Genomic DNA, 17,419 nt, shown 5'->3' with positions numbered 1-17,419 from the left:
GGCCTCTGGATCGGCGAGATCGTCGATCTTGCGACTGTGGTTTACGAACCACCGGGTCGTCTGCTGCGCGTCTTCTGATGCTGGCGCTATTCGGGTGCTCGGGTTGAGGGAGCGACGTAGTGCGCGGTTGAGCAGCTTCGGGTCCGGGTGCTCGTCGACGAGCATCGCGGTGGAGATCGCGACCAGGCCGTCTACCAAGCTCTTCCGGGATTTTGGGGCGAGGTTCGGCCACTTCATGTCCGCGAAATCCTGGGCGAACGGCAGCCACGGGAATTCGGGGCGTTCCACCCGTAGCAACCGAACCGGCAGGCCGCTCGGGACGTCGAGCGCTTCGCCCTTCTTCGCGGAGCTGACGAGATCAGACCGGAAGCTGTCGGCCTGCGCGGAGAGTTTGAACGACTCCTGCTTCGCCGTGCCCTCGACTTCCCAGCGAACTTGGTAGCTGGTGGTCTTGCCTTCCCGGTTCTTGCGCTGCCTGGTCTTGTAGATCCGAACCTTGTAGGTGGTGCTCATGCTGCGTCGGCCTCCAGGGTGTCCAACCACTTGTCGAAATCCGCGCGTCGGATGCGCAGCGATCCGTTGGGGAGCCGGACGCAGCGCGGGCCGCGTCCCTTCGCCCGCCAGTCGTTCCATGTGGAACGGGAGATCTGGAGTTCGCCGCAGAACGCTTCGACGGTCAGCCAGTCGGTGCGGCGCCGGGCGGACAGGTTGGTAACCGCCTTGCTGTTTGCGCGGTCGGTCATGCGGCGCCCCTTTTGGTGGTGGAGGGGGTAGCCGTCCCAGCCGTCCCAGCCGTCCCATCGCAGGTCAGGGCTGGGACGGCTTGGGAGCTGGGACGGCTTAAGCCGTCCCAGCGGTCGGCTGGGCGGTGGTGGTGTGGGACGGCTTGAGCCGTCCCAGGGGGATAACCCGTCCCGGGGCTGAGCTGGGCGGGGACGGCGGGGACGGCTGGGACGCCTCCGCCGGTGGCACGGCTTCGGGGCCGGGGCAGTAGCGCTGCCAGGCGTCGGTGAAGTCGGCCTGGTAGTAGCCCTTGACCTGCCCGTGGGGCGACCCGAACCGGATGTTCGTGGACCGGATTTCGTACTCGGCCAGGAGTTGGCCGAGTTTCATCGCGGTGAGGCCGGTGCCGCTCTTGCCGTACTCGGCCCACGGCGCTTCGGCGTCGGCACGCAGGTGGTCCAGCAGGACGCTGCTGGGGATGCCGGGACGGTTCTGGGTGTCGAGCACCCCGGCGGTACGGAAGATCGCGCGGCAGTCGGCCAGGAGCCGAATCCGGTCGGAGGGAACGGCTGCCCCGTCGCGAAGAGCGGTGAGGGTTTCACAGGCACGGCGTGCCCGGTCCGGCCAGGGTCCCCCGGCCAGGTCAGCGACGGCTACCAGGGGTTCCCAGGTGTCGGCGGCGCGGTCTTCGACGGGCATGGGTGGTTCCGCGGCTTCGAGGGTGGGCAGGTTCGCACGTAGCCAGGTGGTGAGGGTCCGGGCCAGGGTGCGCAGGGCCGGGCCGTCACGGCGGTGCCGGTAGGGGGCGACCTGCTCTCCGGGGGCGCGGCGGCGCATGCGGATGACGACGGCGCGGTCTTCGATGGTGTCGGGCATCGCGCCGATGCCGGCGAGTGCGGCCATGGCGAAGGTGGGGATCTTCTCCAGGCTGCGGGTGTTGTTGTCCCACCGGATCGCAGGCCGGTTGCGCTGATGGCCGGCGTTGAGCAGGCCACGTAGGTCTTCGTTGCCCTCAGCGGCGGCCCCGAAGATGGTGTCGGCTTCGTCGACGAGCAGGGTCGGCGGGTCGTCACTGCCGATAGCCCGGTAGACGGCGGCGGGGCTGGCGTTGACGGTGATCAGCGGCGCGTAGCAGGTCGCCTCTACGACGTCGAGCAGTCGGGACTTCCCGCACCGCTTCTCCGGGGCGCGGATGACCAGTCGTGGCGCGTGTGCCCACGCGGGTTGGGCGTGGCTGGCGGCGATCCACAGCGTTACCGCGTCTGCGGCTTCCGCCGACGGCAGGATCACGTACTTGGTGAGGCAGGCGTGTACCTGGTCGAGGATCGCGGCACCGTCTACGGGCTGATCGGTGGTGCTGGTCGGTGGGTTCATGCGGCGATCCCTTCGGCGCGGAAGCCACCGGTGATGGCGGCGCGGATGTCCCGGTCGGTCTGCTCTGCTTGGCGGCCGGCGGTGGTGAGGGCGGTGACGGCGTCGTGGTGGTTGATGGCTCCGGCGGTGACCATGCGGGCGACGCCTCGGGCTGCCCCGTAGAGCGTGGTCCGGCGGCTGCCCTCCGGTGCGGTGGCGACCGCGTGCAGGTGTGCGGCCAACAGCCGGTCGGGATGGGAGATGCCCTCCGCCTCACGGATGCTGGTCGGTTCGTGTGCCGGGACCGGGATCGGTGCGGGCGGGGCCGGTCGGCAGGCGTCAACCAGCGCGGGGGGCATCTCCTGCATCTCCCGGCGCGGCGCCCACCGGTACGGGCGGCCCGTGCGTGGGTGCACGCTTGGCGGCAGCACCACGTATCCGCCGTCGGCTTTGACGTCGATGCCGGGGCCGAGTCCCTGTCCCGGCTTGCCCTGACTGCACTGCACCGGTTGGCCGGGGTGCCGGTAGTACAGGTGCAACCCACCCGACCCGGTCACTACATAGGCCGTAGGCGGCAGCAGCCCAGCGGCGATGAGCGCGTTCATCGTGTCTCGTCCGCCGTGGGCGGGGTCGACGTCGACCACGACGGTGCCGGAAGCGGCACCGGTACGCAAGGCGAGCTGCCCGGTAGGGACAGCGCCCACGATCGCGGCGACCCGCTCCGGGTCGGTGCTCGCGGCGTAGAAGCCGTGGCAGGTCAGGCAGGAGCAGGTGTCCCGGTCGTGGTCGGGGCCAGCGTCGGCGCAGGGTGGGCAGTTGGCGACGGGTCGTTTCGAGTGGGCGAGCATGAACACGGGCCATCCGCGTTCGGCGTAGGTGAGGGCGGGGGTGACCAGGGCAGACGTGTCGGGCATGGCGCTCCTCTCGGGTTCGTGCAGGGACGTCGACAGGGCTTCGGGCCGGCCGGCAAGGGCGTTGGGGGTGTGGGCCGGGCAGCGGGGGCCTTGCAGGTAGGGGCGGACACGATCGGGGTGGTGGCAGTAGCGCCGTTGCGCCCCGATCCAGTGCCCGCACCGGGTGTCGAGCAGGTTCATCAGCCGGTGCCACTCCTTCCCGGTGTGGCGGTGGAAGGCAGCGTCAGACGGGCACCGGCCACTCAGGAGTGAGCGCGCGAAGCGCCCCGTTGATGACTGTCAGTAGCCGCGTGTGGGCGTGCGGGATCGCGCCGAAACGGGTTCGGCGTGGGGGCGTGTGTAGGGCGTGTCAGGCGTGTGAGGGAAGGGGGGTCCGGGGGCCGATTTCCGGGCCGTAGCCCCCTGTTCTGGTGTGTGGGTCACACGCCTTCACGGGCAGGTCAACGGGTGGGACGTGGGGTGGGACGGGGCGTGTGGGTCACACGGTTGTGTGAGGCGTTGGTGTGTGACCCACACGCCGGTTTGTGTGGGGTCAGGCGGCCCGCTGCCCACCGGCCCGGTAGGCGTCGATGGCCTCACGCAGAGTTGCGGCGAGGTATCCGGGCTTGACGGCGTCGCCGATGCGGACGCTGCCGGTGGCGTTGTGCCGCTCCACCCCGACATCCCGTAGCAGCCGGTTGAGTTCGGTGCCGAGGGTCGCCGGGTCCATGGCGAGGCGGGCGGCGAGATCTCCGGTGTGGATGCGCCCGCCGTTGGCCTCCGTAGCGTCGAGAGCGCTGGTCAGCAACTCCGGCACGGGGTTCGGGTCGAGGTGGTTGAGGGCGGTGGTCATGTCGATGCCGAGTTCGGTCACGTTGCGGGCCGCGATGGTGCGGAAGCGATCGAGGGCGGCGTCGAGGGTGTCTCCCGGGATCGGGTCGAACAGGTGGGCAATGTCCCCACCGGTACCGCCATTGGTAGTGCCGGTGGCCGGTGCTGACGTGACCGGCGGGGTCGGGGTGGTGATGCCGGTCGGGGTGATGGTGATGGGATCGGTGAACAGGGTCGGCATGGTGCGCGTCCACCTGTCGGCGTACGCGCGGGTGCCCTTGACCGCGACCTTGCCCGCCAACTGCTGCGACACGGCGTCCAGGTCGGGCCGCCAAGGGGCGACCGCGACGGCGGCGGCGTCGATGCGGGCCGGGTCGGTGCGGTAGCCCTTGAACGGCATCGGCGCGGCCTCACCGGGGGTGCCAGCGAGCAGGAACCCCGTTCCCTGGTAAGGGGCGGCTTCGGCGTCGATGTTGTACTTCCAGCCGAACAGGTAGTTGAGTTCCTTGTCGTCGGTGACCCGCATGCCGATGCGGATGCGGGCCTGTTCCTTGATGGCGATCGGCAGGTAGTCGTCGGTGGCCCGCAGCGCGCAGCACAGCGTACGAACCCCGGCGGCGCGTCCGGTGTCGCTGATCTGGGCGAGCATGTTGACGATGTGCGGCGGGATGGTCTTGATCTCGTCCACCACGATCACGATCTCGGGCAGGTCCGGGCCGACCGGGATCTTGTCATCGTTCGCCGCGCGCATCCGCTGCTGGTAGGCGGGCTTGCGGCCGTTGATGATCTCGATCGCGGCGCGGACCATGATCTCCGCTTCCCCGATGCTGGTCGCCACCCAATCGACGGCGGGGCGGGGCGCTCGTCCTTCGGCGTAGGGGGTGACCCACGGCCGGGACAGGCCACCACCGGCGAGGTCGATTTGCCACACGAGGGTGTCGACGCAGCGGACGAGTTGGGTGTTGATGGTCTGGAGCTGGTTGGTCTTGCCGCTGTCGGTCTGTCCGACCAGCACCCCGCAGGCGTAGCGCAGGTTGATGACGGCCTGTTCGCCGTTGCGCAGCGGCCCGATAGCAAGGGGGTTGTTGATGGACAGGGGGCTGTAGTCGTCGAGGTGGTGATCCTGCGACAAGGCGTTGACGGTGGAGACGTGCAGCAGCACGGCACCGCGGCTGTCCCCCGGCTCCACCGTCACCTCGCAGCCGTGGGGGAGTCTCGCGTCGGCGGCGAGTCCTTCGGTGCGGCGGGCGATGTCCCGCCACGTCGCCCCGCCCGTCGGGAGGTCGGCGTCGAGGGTGAACCCGGTGCGGGTCGGCCAGCCCTGCACGTTCCGGACGGTGACCTTCACGTCGGTGACCCGGGCGATGCGGGCTTCCCACGCGGCGGCGAGCCGGTCCCGGCGGGCGGCGGCGTCGACCAGGGCGGCCCGCTGCTGTGCGGCGTCGGCCCGGCGGCGGCGGGTGCGGCCGATCGCGGTTGCGGCGGTAGCGAACCCGGCCGTGCCGGCGGCCAGGGTGCCCAGTGCCCACCCGGACCACACGGCGTCGGTCATCAGGGCGGTGGTGGCCCAGGTGCCGGGCATCATCCAGCAGCAGCCCCGCCACAGCAGCCGGTGCCCGGGAAGGTCGTCGGCCATGCCGGCGGCGACGGCACCGGCCGCGCCGAGCGCCCCGCCGATCGCGGCGAACGGACCCGGCACATCGGCGGCGGCGGCGATCCCCGCCGCGCCGAGAGTGGCCCCGGCGGCGTTGAGCGCTCCCCACGCGGGGTGGGGGTGCCGCCAATGCCAGGTAGACAGGGCATAGGTGAGCCAGTGCCCGGCCCGCCCCCGGGCCGGCTTCGCCGGGGCGACGGTCGGGTTGGTCGGGGTGGGGGTGGCCCCCGGCGCGGGGGCCGGGGGCACGATCGGACTGTCGGTGGTGGTCATCAGACGTTCCATTCCTGCTCGTTGGTGCGGGGGGCTTCCCGCCGGGCGAGGTCGCGTTCGTGGACCTTGCGGAACACCGGGGCGATGGTTTCGGCGGCGGCGATCGTGGCCCGCTGCACCTGGTACAGCGCGGCGAGGGCTTCGACCACCCGGGGGTCGACGGGCCGTTCGGCGTGGGTGCGCAACGCCATCGCCTTCAACCCCTCAGCGATGTCGAGCATCGCGGCGGGCATCTGCGCCAGGTGCGCGCCGAACTCGTACATGTCGTCGGGGGTGTAGCGGGACGCGGCGGACCGGAACTCCGATGCCGCGCCGGGTAGGGGGAACTGACCCATCAGTGCACCTCCTGCGGTGATCTCCTGCGACCCGACCCCGGTCGGGCCGTCGCCGTTCGTGGTGGTGCCGGCGGCTTGGGTGCCGTCGGCAGGCTTGACCTCGGGGCTGTCGGCGTTGGGCTTGGTGGCGGTGTCGATGGCCTTGCGGGCTTCCTCCGCCCGCCGGGCCGCCTCATCCGCGCTGCCGACCGGCTTCGGGGACGACTTCCGGCCGTTCCTGCCCCGAGAACCGGTCCCCGTGAGGGGACGGAATCCGGGGTCGCTGATCACGTGCGGCTTCCGACCCTTGCCCTTGCCGGACCGGCCGAACAGGCCCCCACCACCGGGGGAGCCCTTCCCGCTGCCGCCCGGCTTTCGGCCGAACAACCCGCCCCCGGTGCCGCCGCTGCCCTTGCCGGGCTTGCGTCCGAACAGGCCACCACCGGCAGAGGGCTTGTTCTTGCCGGACCGACTGAACGGGCCACCAGCGGTCGGCTTGCCGGTGCCACCGTGCTTGCCACCCGGCTTACTGCGACCGAACACCCCGCCGACGCTGCCCTTGCCGCCGCCGGGCCTGTTCCGACCCCGGCCACCGGCCGCGCCGCCGCTACCGGCGGCGGTGGTGCGGCGGGAGGGGCGGGCCGACTGCCCGGTACGCCCGGTGCCGTCACGGCGTGCCCGGTCCCGCCTGGCCTTCCGGTCGGCCACGGCGAGTCCGGCGGCGGCGGTCGCGGCAGCGGCCAACAGCAGCGCACCGAACCCGGTCGCCCCGGCCCACAACGCCCCACCACCCACCGCCGCCATATCGGCGGCGCTGATCAGCAGCGCCCCACCGGGAAACCCGACCGGCCCGTCATCCTCGGCCGGGCCGCTCGGGTCGTCGTCGGCAGGCTGGCCGGTCGGTTCGTCGGCCTCGGACAGCGGCAGGTCGTCGCCGGCCGTCTCCGGGCTGGTCGGCTCCGGGGCTTCCTGCTCTACCGGGGCCGCCTCGATGGTGTCGGTGCTCATCGCGGACCAGCCCACGACCGCAGCACCCACCGCATCACCACGTAGCCACCCGACCCGACCAGCAGGATCAACAGCAGCCAGCCGGTGAGCTGCGCGTCACGGGCCATGCCGTACCCGGCCGTGAACACCCCGACCGGGACACCCACGGTGGTGGCGGCTACCCGACCGGCCCGCGTACCGGCGGGCGGGTTTGCGTGCTTGAGCATGTTGCTACCTCCCAGGTCAGGCGACGACAGCGAGAACAGCGGTAACGGCGGTGCCGACCAGCCCGGCCACCAGCAGATCGACAGCGGTACGCACCCGCCGGTACTTGCGCACGGCCGTGCGGGACAGCCACACCAGGTGATGCGCCCGTTCGGCGGCGGCGGACAGCGGCGGCGCGGTGGCCTCGGTCATCAGGTCACCCGGCGCAGCAGCGGCGTAGCGGACCAGGCCGTGACCACCGCCCAGGCACGGCCGAACCGCACCAGCCAGCAGCCCCACCGCCGTGCCGACCAGGACGACGGTGGTCACCCCGGCGGCCAACGCGGGGCCGGGCAGGTCGGTGCGGGCCAGGATCGCCACACCGACCGTCACCGCCGCACCCGCGACGGCCATCAACGTGGACGCTTTGCTGTCGGCGCGGGCGAGTTCGGCGCGGACTTCGGTGATCCGGTCGGTGAACCAAGCCGGATCGGGTACTGGCACCATCAGAGGTGCCCTCCCTTCGTGTAGGGGTTGGGTGACCGGACCGGCGCCACAGCCCGGGTTTCCAGCCCATGGGGCTGTGCCGCCGGGCGGGGTCAGGAACGGCTGCGGCGGCTGGTCACCAGCAGCGCAGCGGAAGCCATCACCATCAGGCCATCGACAGCGAGAGGGCCGATGGCGATGGTGAGCGGGTCTTCGCCGAAGTGGGCCAGGAGTCCGGACAGGTGCCGGTAGGACACGACAGCGGCGACCACCGCAACCGGCAGCACACCCGCGACCCGGGCGAACACGGAACTTGCCCCGTTGCCCCAGGGGATGCGGGTCAGGATCTCCACCGTCACGAACAGAGCGACCGGCCAGAACACCGACAACGCCACCGCCAGCGGCGACGGCGACCACCCCGGGCCGGGTGCCCACCCGGCGGGTGCGCCGTCGGGCGGGTTCGGCAGGTAGGTGTGGGCCACGGTCGCGGCGATCGACACCACCCCGCCCAGGATCACCCCGACGTACGCCCACCCCCGACCCGTCGGACGGGCGGCGGCGGGGGTGGTGGTGATGATGTTGGAACCCGGGTCTGCGGCGGGTGCTGCCTGCCCCGACACCACCTCGGGAACCTCGGCCACGTCCAGGGCAGGGGCCGGTGTGGGCGGGGCGGGCGGCACCGGGTCCGTGGGCGCGTCCGGGGCGTCCGGCGCGGGCGGGTCGGCGTCCGGGCGCGGGTCCAGGTCGACCGTCGGCGAGTCGGCCGCGTCCGGCGCGGGGATGCTGCCGGTCGGGGTGGCGTCCGGGTCGACCGGGGGGCGGGTCAGCCGGTCGATGATGGCGTCCGCCTTCGGACCACCCACCCGCAACTCGGTCTTGATCCGGTTCCGCGACGGGACCGTGCCGAGACGGGCGACCAGGGCGTGCGCCTCGGGCATCAACTCGTCTACCGACCGGGGGTAGATGCTCAGCGTTGGCGCGGTCATCAGGCCACCGCCAGCGCGGCGAGCCGGTCAGCGGTCGACGGGTCGAGCGGCCCGGCGGTGTCGGTGAACTCGCGGGCGTAGGCGAAGAACTCCCAACCGTGCCACGTCGGATAGGCGCTCATCGCCCGGTACGGTCGGCCGTCCTTGTCGGTCCCCTGGTACTCGCGGGACAGCAGGTCCGGGCTGTTCAACCCGGCCAGGTGCAACCACGACTTCAACTCGGCGACGCTGTCGAAATCGACGGTCAGCGACCTGCCGTCGGAACGGGTGCGGATCTCGGTCGGGTCGGCCAGCAGGATCAGCTCAGCCAGGACGGCACGACGGTTCTTCCGGTCACTCACTGCGGAACCTCTTTCAACACAGGGGAGAGCAGTCGGTGCACTCTCCGAGGGATCGCGGGATGTAGTAAGGGCGCACCTGGCCGCAGGTCGGGCAGGTACGGCGGGCCAGCAACGCGGCGGCGATGGCACGGCGCTGGGCGGGGGTGGCGGTGCGCTTCGGCCGGGCCAGGTCGACCCGGTAGAGGTAGGCGGCGCGGGTGCCGCCGATGCCACGCCAGAGGACCTGAGCGGCGATCGGCTGACCGGCGGGCCGCAGGCCGGCGGCGCGGAGTTGACGGCGGGTGGCGTAGCCGGGCGGGGCACCCTGCCACCAGTAGGTGGGGATGCCGTACCGGTTGCCGTCCGGATCGTTGTAGGCGGCCCGGATGCGGGACATCAGACTGCGCGAGGCAGGCCGGCCCGGCAGCCGCTGTCGGTGCGGTGGAGAACCTGCTCGCCACCGCAGCCGGGGCAGCGCACGATCTCGCAGCCGTGGCCGCAACCGGTCCGACCGACCACCGCCAGGTGGTGAGGCACGCACCCGTCGGCGTGCCAGGGCGGGCGAACCGCCGTCGTGGCGGCGCGGGTAACGCGAGCCTCGGCCCGGCGCAGTCGACGCCAGTCCAGCGGCGAGGGGCCGCCCCGGTCGTCGGCGTAGAGCAGGCTGATCTCAGCGTCAAGCACGTCCAACTCAGCGGCGATCAACGGCCACTCAGCGTCAATCGCGGCCAGGTCAACCGGGGTCGGTTCCATCTCGGCGGGGGTCACTTCGATCGGTTCCTCTCGGTACGGCGAGAACGCGACGGCTGCGGGCAGGCCCGGCAGCGGCTCTCGTCAGGGGCCAGCGGAGCGAGCGCCCCGCACGCCGTGCAGGTGCGCCAGGTGGCGCGGCTCTTGGTCGTGACACGCACACACGCGGCAATCACGGACATAGCGGGATCACCTCTCCCACGGGGGTAGGTCAGGACGGGTAAGCAGGGGCGGTCCGGGCGTCACACGGACCAGCAGCAGAGCGCCGGGGCCGGGGTCGCGCTGTGACAGCGCGACCCCATCCACGACGGGGATCAGAGGCAGAAGCAACCGCGCGCCAAGATCAGCCCACTCGGCCCGCTCCCCCGGGATCTACCGGGATCGGCCACCATGTGGATCAAGGCGGGCATACCGCAGACGGATCAAACGCGGCGCTTCTGCTGTGAAGTTCTCAATGAACGACCACACGACCGGCCCGTGGGCGTGCGGCGCGGCGCGCGCCAGCCTTCCCCGGCTTCCGTTCGGTTTGCCCTGCCTGGCTAGCCAGGTTGGACGTGATGAACCTAAGTCGACTTGGCTAGTCAGGTCAAGGGGGCGCGGCAAACTTTCCTGACTTGGCTAGTCAGCGCTACCGTGAGGGGGTGAGCGAGAACCTTGACTTCCTCGGCGAGCTGGACCCCGACGACCCCAAACAGGCTTCGCAGCAGATCGCGAACAAGCTGCGAGCGGCCATCCTCACGCGTCGACTCGCGCCCGGTGACACGCTGCCGTCACAGCCCGACCTGGCCGCCCGGTACGGCGTTGCCCGGGAGACAGTCAAGCGGGCCTTAGACCTGCTCCGGGCGGAACGGCTTATCGTGTCCCGGCAGGGCAGCGGCGCGTTTGTCCGTGCGCAGACACAGCGAGCTGTGGAGCTGCGGCCCCATATCGAAGCGGCATTCGAAAGGCCGCACGTCACCATCGACTTCGCCGGGTTCTCGGGCGAGACGTTGCGAGACGCGCTTGCCGAAGCGCTCGACAAGGTGCGGGTAGGAAGGCTCGCGCCGGAGACGATCGCGGTACGGGTGCTGATTTCTGACATGACGATGCCCATGGCGCTGCCCGCTCGGGCTGAGACTCAGGCGGATGATCCGGCGGTGCGAGAGCGAGCCGAGCGCATCACGCGCCGGGCAGCAGACGGCATCATCGACCAGGTGGCCGAGCTGGGCGACCTCGGCCTGATCCGCTCAACCACGGTAGAGGTGCGGATGCATCGGGCATCTCCCCTGTTCAAGCTCTACATCTTGAACGGGGAAGAGGTCTTCTACGGCTTCTATCCGGTCGTTGAGCGCACCGTCTCGATCAAGGGTGAGCCCATGGCGATCTACGACCTGATGGGCAAGGACGTGCCGTTGTTCCACTATGCCGTGACCGACGACGACACGTCTCACGGCACGCAGTTCGTGGAGGCGTCCCGCCAGTGGTTCGACTCGGTGTGGTCGACCATCGCCTACCGGTACGACGGATGAGCGCCGACCTTGGCCGGGTGTTCAGCGGGGTCGGGGCGGTGCTGCTCGACTTCGATGGACCGGTGTGCAGCATCTTCGCCGGGTACCCCGCTCTGCAGGTTGCCGCCGAGTTGGTGGAGGTGCTGCGGCGACGCGGTGTCGACGTGCCTCCTGATCTAGCTGGGGAGCCCGATCCGCTGGAGGTTCTGCGGCGCACCGGGGCGGCCGGCAACTACGGCACCACGCGTGCGGTAGAGGATGCACTCTGCGCGGCTGAGCGCCGGGCCGTGGAGACTGCCGAGCCAACGCCGTATGGCCGTGAGGTCATCGTGGCTGCCCAGCAAGCCGGGATACCGGTGGCGGCGGTCAGCAACAACTCAGCCGGGGCTGTTTCCGCCTACCTAGCCGCGCACCGGCTCGCCGGGTACGTCTCGCCGGTCGTCGGCCGGGCGTACGCAGACCCGGACCGCATGAAGCCCAACCCGGAACCGATCCTGCAAGCCGTGCGTGCCCTCGGTCAGTTGCCGGCCCGGTGCGTGCTGGTCGGCGACTCGCTGTCGGATATCGAGGGCGCGCGGGCCGCTGGAGTAGCGGTGATCGGCTACGCGAATCGGCCGTCAAAGGTCGATGCGTTCCGGCTCGCCGGGGCGGGCGCGGTGGTTACCAGCATGGGCGAGATTGCCGAGGTTCTGCTCGACCGGGCTGAGGACTGAAATCGGGAGGGCCTGCATCTGGTCGTTTGCTCCGATCGACTACGAAGAGGGACGTGGAGCGCGAAAGTCGATCTCTGTCCCCGGTGCCTGGCGGCATTAGAGTCCCACCACTTTCACCAGCGGATAGTCCGGTGCCGGCGCTTCGGCTTTGGAGTATCCGCCGGTCGATCGCGCTGGTCATCGCGACTGCGGTGCTGGTGGTTGGAGCCCTGATCGCTGGAGCGCTCTGGTACGCCGGTTGGCCGAGCCTCCACCGGGCCAGCACCGTCACGGCCGCCACGCTGTTCGACCTGCTGAAGCTCGTCTTTTCCGTGGTCGCGGGTGTTGGAGGTGTCGCAGCGCTCGTGGTGGCGTACCGACGGCAGCGCGTTGCCGAGCACGCCAACAAGCTGGCCGAATTCGCCCATGGGTTGGCGCACGCCGCTGACCTACGTGCAGAGGCTGCCGAGGGCCGAGCCAAGATCGAAACCGACCGTAACGGCGTCCGCCTTTTCAACGAGCGATTCACCAAGGCTTCCGAACAGCTCGGCTCGGACAAGGCGGCAGTGCGGTTGGCCGGTGTCTACGCCATGGCCGGGCTCGCAGACGACTGGCGAGACAGTCGACAGACCTGCATCGACGTCCTCTGCGCGTACCTCCGGATGCCCTACACCCCGCCTCAGGATGCCCCGAGCGATGCGTCGCCAATGCAGCCCGATGGCGACGCATCGGCGACAACCTCGGAAGTTGCTCGGACCGCTCGCGAGGAGCGGGAGGTGCGTCATACCGTCATTCGACTCATCGGCAGGCATTTACGGCTTGCTGAGGAGGATGCGAATTCGTGGTGCGGCTTCGACTACGACTTCACCGGCGCAGTTTTCGACGGTGGTGACCTCTCGGGCGCGACGTTTAGCGTTGGGCGAGTGTCCTTCAGCGAGGCGACGTTTGGCGGTGGGTACATGTCTTTCGATAGGGCGACGTTCGGCGGTGGGGGGGTGTCTTTCGGTAGGGCAAAGTTCGGCGGTGGGGGGGTGTCTTTCGATGGGGCGAAGTTCAGCGGCGGTGGGGTGTACTTCGGTGAGGCGATGTTCGGCGGTGGGGACGTGTCTTTCGGTGGGGCGAAGTTCAGCGGCAGTGGGGTGGACTTCGACGCGGCGACGTTCGGCGGTGGGACGGTGTCCTTCGAGGTGGCGAGTTTCGGTGACGGGTGGGTGTCCTTCGGTGGGGCGATGTTCAGCGGCGGGCGGGTGTTGTTCGACAGGGCGAGTTTCGGCGGCGGGCGGGTGTCCTTTGGTGGGGCGAAGTTCAGCGGCGGAGAGGTGTCCTTTAACGGGGCGGATCTGGACTACCCCCCGGAGTTCGACCGATGGCCGGACGGACGCCCGCCAGAAGGGCTACACCTGCCCCACGAGTGAGGTTGCGTCGCATCTGCGTCGCCATCCCTGCCGGTACAGCCCACCTGCACAGGTCAGGGCTTTGAGCATGGCGCTCTGTAAATCCGTCGCGAAAGCTACAGAGGTTCGAACCCTCTACCCGCCACCAGGAGCACAATGCGGCCCCTGACCAGCAGGAATGCTGATCGGGGGCCGTTGTAGTCTGTCCGGCCCGGCCCTGCTGGCTCCAGTAGTCCATGACTGGCCACGGGCAGATGGTGGGCGGTCGATCCTGCCGCTGAAGCTCGTCCGTGAAGCCCGCCGCTTGGGCCATGGCGTCGCGATCCTCCTCTGCGAGTACGCCGACCGCATCGATGGGGGAGACGACACCATCAACGACGATCGGCGACGCGCTCGGGCGACCATGCCTACTTCAGGCGTTCTCGGCTGTTCTACCGCCGACCAGGCGTCGAGCCTCGGCGATCACGTCCGCGTCGACCTTCGCAGCCGCCGCCGTGGGATATTCCTGCCCGTCGTGGACGCCGGCCTCGACGCACTCGTAGGTGTTGTCGAGATTGATGAGTTCGCCTGCCAGGGGCGTGCCCTCCGTGGTGATGCAGAGGTAAGCCCAGGACGTGAGGTAGCGGGGCGTGATGGTCCGGGCGAGCACTCGGCGGGCCATGATCCGGACGGCTTCGTCTTCGCCTTCCCGGCTGCCCTTCCGGTAGTAGGTCAGTGAGAGTTCTCCGAGAGCATCCTCAAGCCATCGGCGCAGCTGCTCGCTGTCGCTGCTCGGGGCTGAGGAGACGCCCGCCAGGATCCGAAGGGACGGACTGTCCACGTCTGCTACGAGGCAGTCGCACGCGGCTTCGATCACGTCTGCCGGGGTGGCCTCTCCGACGCTCCAGAGGACGGCGGCCTCCTGGAGGCGGGTGAGCGCGTCGTGGCCGAGCATCAACACATGATCGGCCCACAAGCCCTCGGTGTCGCCGGCTTATCGCCGTCGACGGAACGTGTGGGCGGTTGCGTGGGTGTGCGGGCAGCTGGTGGGCGGCAGGCCGGAAGCGCTGGCGCGGATTGTTGAAACGGCAGTTCAGGGGTGCTGAGCTGGGTTGGATTGCCGACGCCCCGCACATCCGTCGCGTGGGCTGTAGAGGTTTCCCGCCACCGGGGGTGCAAAGCGGACCTGGCCAGCGGGAGCCGTAGAGCCGTCTTCGTGAGTCTCGTCCGTCAGAAGGTTGTGGCGAGGGCCGTCAGGAACACGAGACCGACCGCGGCCAAAGCCACGCCAATGACTCGTTCCAGCAGGATGAATCGTGCTAGCCGCTTCTCGGGCGAGACGTCCGGTGGCCGACGCAACGGCGGAACTCGCCGGATCACGCTCGCGGCGGACATCGACCGCCGCACGTGCCACTCAGTCACGCCACGAAAGTTGGTCGCGAGTACGACGCCGAGGAGGCACATGGCAGCGCTCATGGCGGCGCCTGCCAGGACTCGCCAGGTCTCCATCTGATCCCCTTCGATGAGGCTGGGACGATCATCGACCCGGTCCGGCGGGCGCGTGTCGCGCAAGGAACCGGGTGCACCAGGCCAGCGTGGCATCGTCGTACGCCTTGGCGCGCGGCCACCGTCTGCCCTGCGGATCGCCGGCCTCCGCCGCCCGGACCCGCCGGATCACCTCGCCCGGCCCTTCCGCGGCGATGAGCGCGAGAACTTCCGGCCAGTCCGCCAGCGCGAACTGGTCCACGATGCGGCTGGCCCCGTCACTGAGCAGGACGGCACCCCTGATGTCCGCGACAGGCCGGCTCCCGGTCAGCGCTTCCGCCGCCACCCCCGGGTCGTCGGCGGCGACCCAGAACCCGCCAGGCCGGTTGCGGTGGACGCGCATCGTTTCGATGTATTCGCGCAGCGCCCGGTCGTGTTCGGGGCTCCCGTTCGGGGCGGCGTCCATCGCGGCGCGGTAGCGGCTGCCGACGGCGTCCACCCGACCGTCGGTGATCACCTCGGGGGCGTTCCCGGCGTGGTCGAGGACCAGCACGGAGTCGGCGAGCACGAGGTGGTCGGCGCGGTCGTCGTCGACCCGGAGGATGGTGACGGTCGCTGACGGACTGCTCGGGTCACCGATGTCGCAGGTGTCCCGGTGCGCGTCGGCGACCTCCGCGATGGCCTGACCGAGGATGGCGGTGAGTTCCCGACCGTCGTCGGCTGCGAGCTGGGCGAGCAGTGCCCCGCCGAGCCGGCGGGTGTACCAGGCGACACCGTGCAGGCAGGTCGAGGTGGTGCCGGCCAGCCCGGCCCCGTCGAGCAGGACGACGGCATTCGGTACGGCACCGACGAAGTCCTCATTCGGCTGGTCGGGCTTGGCCGGGCTGGTTGCCATGACGACCTGCATCAGCGTCCTCCATGCCGTTTCAGGGACCGATGAAGCGTGGCATCGGTGACCGGCTTCGGGTCGGTGACCCATGGGCAGGCCCGTCCGAACCACCCGAGGTACGACGATCGCCGGTCGATGTGACGTGCGGGTTATCCGATTTCGGTGGACCGTCGCCGGGTCAGGGTGACCCCGGCGAGCACCAGGGCGATTCCGGCCACGATCGCGGTCGTGACGGCCTCGCGGAGGATCACCCAGCCGAGGATCACGGCGACGACGGGCAGCAGGTAGGTGACCACCGAAGCGGCGGTCGGCCCCTCGTCGTCGATGATGCGGTAGTTCAGGACGTAGGCGGCCCCGGTGCCGAGCACCCCGAGGACGAGTAGGCTCGCCACCGCGTCGGGCCGCCACACCGGCGACTCCAGTCCGGCGAACGGCAGCACCGGGACCAGCAGTACGGTGGCCGCGCCGAGTTGGGCCGCCGACAGTACGAGCGGCGGGATTCCGCGTCCGGACAGGAACCGGCCCATGTAGACGTAGCCGAGTCCGTAGCTGGCGGCTGCGGCGAGGCAGGCGAGGCCGCCCCAACTGGCGATCTCGCTCGCGGATTCCCACGGCGAGAAGATGACCACGACGCCGAGGAACCCGAGGGTGAACCCGGCGGCCTTCTTGACGGTGACGGCCCGGTCGACGCCGACGATGAATGCCAACAGCAGCGTCCACAGCGGCGTGGTCGCGTTCAGCACCCCCGCCACGTTCGACCCGATCGTCTCCTCCGCGACGCTGAACAACAGGTACGGCACGGCGTTGGCGACCAGGGCGGCCGCGAACAGGTGACCCCACAGCCGACCCTGCCTCGGGAAGTGGAGTCCCCGGGACAGGGCGATCGGGGTCAGGACCAGGAAGCCGAGCAGGAGCCGGGCGAACACGATCTGTACCGGGTTGAAGCCCCGCAACGCGAGCTTGATCCAGAGGAAGCCGGAGCCCCACAGCAACGCGAGACCGGCCACCCGGGCGATACCTGCCCGGGTCACCCGCTGGCGGTCAGTCTTCACCGAAATCCCGTCATTCAGGGTGTTCGCATCGGTTCGGGTCATGTGGATGGCTTACCTGATCCGCTCGCGGAGGAACAGTGCCCGGTCTTCGGGAGCAGGCCGACGGGAGTTGACCGGGCGCGCGGATGATGCGGGCTGCGGTGGGCCGGCCGGGGGAGGAGTGGTGCGCGGGCGGCCCGCAGCGGCGCGCCCCGGCGGCGTCGGCGAGGATCGCGGGATGTCCGACGACCGCTTCATGCGTATCCACAGCCCCGAGTTCCGGGCGATGGCGGCGAGGGTGCTGCGGGCCACCGAGTTGACGTCCCGGCTGAACGTGCTGCCCTTCGACGACGAGGCCGGGAGGGCGGAGCTGTTGGCGCAGCTTCTCGGCCGGCCGCTGCCGGCGCGGGTCACCATCTATCCGCCGTTCTACACCGATCACGGCCTCAATCTGGAGATCGCGGAGCGGGTGTTCATCAACCAGAACTGCACGTTCCTCGACTATGCCGGCATTCGGCTCGGCGAGGGCGTCATGATCGGCCCGAAGGCCACCTTCATCACCCTCGGTCACCCGGTCGACCCCGGGCAGCGGCGGGAGTGGCTGACCGGTGCGCCCATCGACGTGGCGGAGAACGTCTGGATCGGGGCCGGCGCGACGATCCTCCCCGGCGTCCGCATCGGCCGTGAC

At 70.2% G+C, this 17,419-nt stretch carries 19 protein-coding genes and 1 pseudogene; 4 read left to right on the top strand and 16 right to left on the bottom strand.

Annotation, left to right across the window (positions count from 1 at the left end):
- The 12 genes and pseudogenes from ACOJTC_RS16175 to ACOJTC_RS16120 all read right to left on the bottom strand — a co-directional run.
- Positions 1–513: pseudogene (locus ACOJTC_RS16175) on the bottom strand (hypothetical protein); the annotation flags it as partial.
- Positions 510–743 carry a helix-turn-helix transcriptional regulator gene (locus tag ACOJTC_RS16170; protein ID WP_420117498.1) on the bottom strand — a complete coding sequence of 78 codons (234 nt, stop codon included), beginning with the start codon at positions 741–743 and terminating at the stop codon, positions 510–512. The pseudogene ACOJTC_RS16175 and the gene ACOJTC_RS16170, both read right to left, overlap by 4 nt.
- 97 nt (positions 744–840) lie before the next feature.
- Entirely contained in the window at positions 841–1,560 is a 720-nt protein-coding gene (locus ACOJTC_RS16165) for a DUF3631 domain-containing protein (protein WP_420117500.1), read from the bottom strand.
- A 533-nt stretch (positions 1,561–2,093) separates the two neighbouring features.
- On the bottom strand, positions 2,094–2,990 hold the full coding sequence (locus tag ACOJTC_RS16160) for a bifunctional DNA primase/polymerase (protein ID WP_420117497.1): 897 nt from the start codon (positions 2,988–2,990) through the stop codon (positions 2,094–2,096).
- A gap of 532 nt (positions 2,991–3,522) precedes the next feature.
- Positions 3,523–5,739 (bottom strand): hypothetical protein, encoded by a 2,217-nt coding sequence (locus tag ACOJTC_RS16155; RefSeq protein ID WP_420117496.1) that lies wholly within the window; start codon positions 5,737–5,739, stop codon positions 3,523–3,525.
- Positions 5,727–7,049 carry a hypothetical protein gene (locus tag ACOJTC_RS16150; protein ID WP_420117495.1) on the bottom strand — a complete coding sequence of 441 codons (1,323 nt, stop codon included), beginning with the start codon at positions 7,047–7,049 and terminating at the stop codon, positions 5,727–5,729. Before ACOJTC_RS16150 ends, ACOJTC_RS16155 begins: the two co-directional genes overlap by 13 nt.
- Positions 7,046–7,255 carry a hypothetical protein gene (locus ACOJTC_RS16145; RefSeq protein ID WP_420117494.1) on the bottom strand — a complete coding sequence of 70 codons (210 nt, stop codon included), beginning with the start codon at positions 7,253–7,255 and terminating at the stop codon, positions 7,046–7,048. Before ACOJTC_RS16145 ends, ACOJTC_RS16150 begins: the two co-directional genes overlap by 4 nt.
- Positions 7,256–7,271: 16 nt before the next feature.
- Complete coding sequence (locus ACOJTC_RS16140; protein ID WP_420117493.1) at positions 7,272–7,739, bottom strand: Pycsar system effector family protein; 468 nt, start codon at positions 7,737–7,739, stop codon at positions 7,272–7,274.
- A 92-nt stretch (positions 7,740–7,831) separates the two neighbouring features.
- Positions 7,832–8,704 (bottom strand): DUF2637 domain-containing protein, encoded by an 873-nt coding sequence (locus tag ACOJTC_RS16135; RefSeq protein WP_420117492.1) that lies wholly within the window; start codon positions 8,702–8,704, stop codon positions 7,832–7,834.
- Positions 8,704–9,015, bottom strand: a complete 312-nt coding sequence (locus ACOJTC_RS16130; RefSeq protein ID WP_420117499.1) for a hypothetical protein — start codon at positions 9,013–9,015, stop codon at positions 8,704–8,706. The genes ACOJTC_RS16135 and ACOJTC_RS16130 overlap by 1 nt, the downstream gene beginning before the upstream one ends.
- Positions 9,016–9,058: 43 nt before the next feature.
- On the bottom strand, positions 9,059–9,421 hold the full coding sequence (locus ACOJTC_RS16125) for an RRQRL motif-containing zinc-binding protein (RefSeq protein WP_420117491.1): 363 nt from the start codon (positions 9,419–9,421) through the stop codon (positions 9,059–9,061).
- Positions 9,421–9,792, bottom strand: coding sequence for a DUF6284 family protein (locus ACOJTC_RS16120; RefSeq protein ID WP_420117490.1), 372 nt, complete (start codon positions 9,790–9,792; stop codon positions 9,421–9,423). Before ACOJTC_RS16120 ends, ACOJTC_RS16125 begins: the two co-directional genes overlap by 1 nt.
- 623 nt (positions 9,793–10,415) lie before the next feature.
- Here ACOJTC_RS16120 and ACOJTC_RS16115 point away from each other — a divergent pair.
- The 3 genes from ACOJTC_RS16115 (at position 10,416) to ACOJTC_RS16105 (ending at position 13,368) form a co-directional block, all read left to right on the top strand.
- Positions 10,416–11,282 (top strand): GntR family transcriptional regulator, encoded by an 867-nt coding sequence (locus tag ACOJTC_RS16115; protein WP_420117489.1) that lies wholly within the window; start codon positions 10,416–10,418, stop codon positions 11,280–11,282.
- The gene (locus ACOJTC_RS16110; protein WP_420117488.1) at positions 11,279–11,974 is read left to right on the top strand and encodes an HAD family hydrolase; all 696 of its coding nucleotides are present in this window, start codon (positions 11,279–11,281) and stop codon (positions 11,972–11,974) included. The genes ACOJTC_RS16115 and ACOJTC_RS16110 overlap by 4 nt, the downstream gene beginning before the upstream one ends.
- Before the next feature lie 131 nt (positions 11,975–12,105).
- Positions 12,106–13,368, top strand: a complete 1,263-nt coding sequence (locus ACOJTC_RS16105) for a pentapeptide repeat-containing protein (RefSeq protein ID WP_420117487.1) — start codon at positions 12,106–12,108, stop codon at positions 13,366–13,368.
- 391 nt (positions 13,369–13,759) lie between these two features.
- On the opposite strand, the gene ACOJTC_RS16100 is transcribed toward ACOJTC_RS16105, so the two are convergent.
- From ACOJTC_RS16100 to ACOJTC_RS16085, 4 genes are all read right to left on the bottom strand, one after another.
- The gene (locus ACOJTC_RS16100) at positions 13,760–14,281 is read right to left on the bottom strand and encodes a hypothetical protein (protein WP_420117486.1); all 522 of its coding nucleotides are present in this window, start codon (positions 14,279–14,281) and stop codon (positions 13,760–13,762) included.
- Positions 14,282–14,556: 275 nt separating this feature from the next.
- Positions 14,557–14,835, bottom strand: coding sequence for a hypothetical protein (locus tag ACOJTC_RS16095; protein WP_420117485.1), 279 nt, complete (start codon positions 14,833–14,835; stop codon positions 14,557–14,559).
- A 28-nt stretch (positions 14,836–14,863) separates the two neighbouring features.
- Positions 14,864–15,718, bottom strand: coding sequence for a hypothetical protein (locus tag ACOJTC_RS16090; RefSeq protein ID WP_420117484.1), 855 nt, complete (start codon positions 15,716–15,718; stop codon positions 14,864–14,866).
- 131 nt (positions 15,719–15,849) lie between these two features.
- The gene (locus tag ACOJTC_RS16085) at positions 15,850–16,752 is read right to left on the bottom strand and encodes a DMT family transporter (protein ID WP_420117483.1); all 903 of its coding nucleotides are present in this window, start codon (positions 16,750–16,752) and stop codon (positions 15,850–15,852) included.
- Between the two features lie 217 nt (positions 16,753–16,969).
- Here ACOJTC_RS16085 and ACOJTC_RS16080 point away from each other — a divergent pair.
- Positions 16,970–17,419: sugar O-acetyltransferase (locus ACOJTC_RS16080; protein WP_420117482.1), on the top strand; the 450-nt coding region annotated here is incomplete at its 3' end.

Origin of the sequence: Micromonospora sp., from assembly GCF_048594385.1 — a bacterium.
GTDB classification, from domain to species: Bacteria; Actinomycetota; Actinomycetes; order Mycobacteriales; family Micromonosporaceae; genus Micromonospora; species Micromonospora wenchangensis.
The sequence above is the reverse complement of the archived record's forward strand: the minus strand, read 5'-3'. Positions and strand labels throughout refer to the sequence as shown.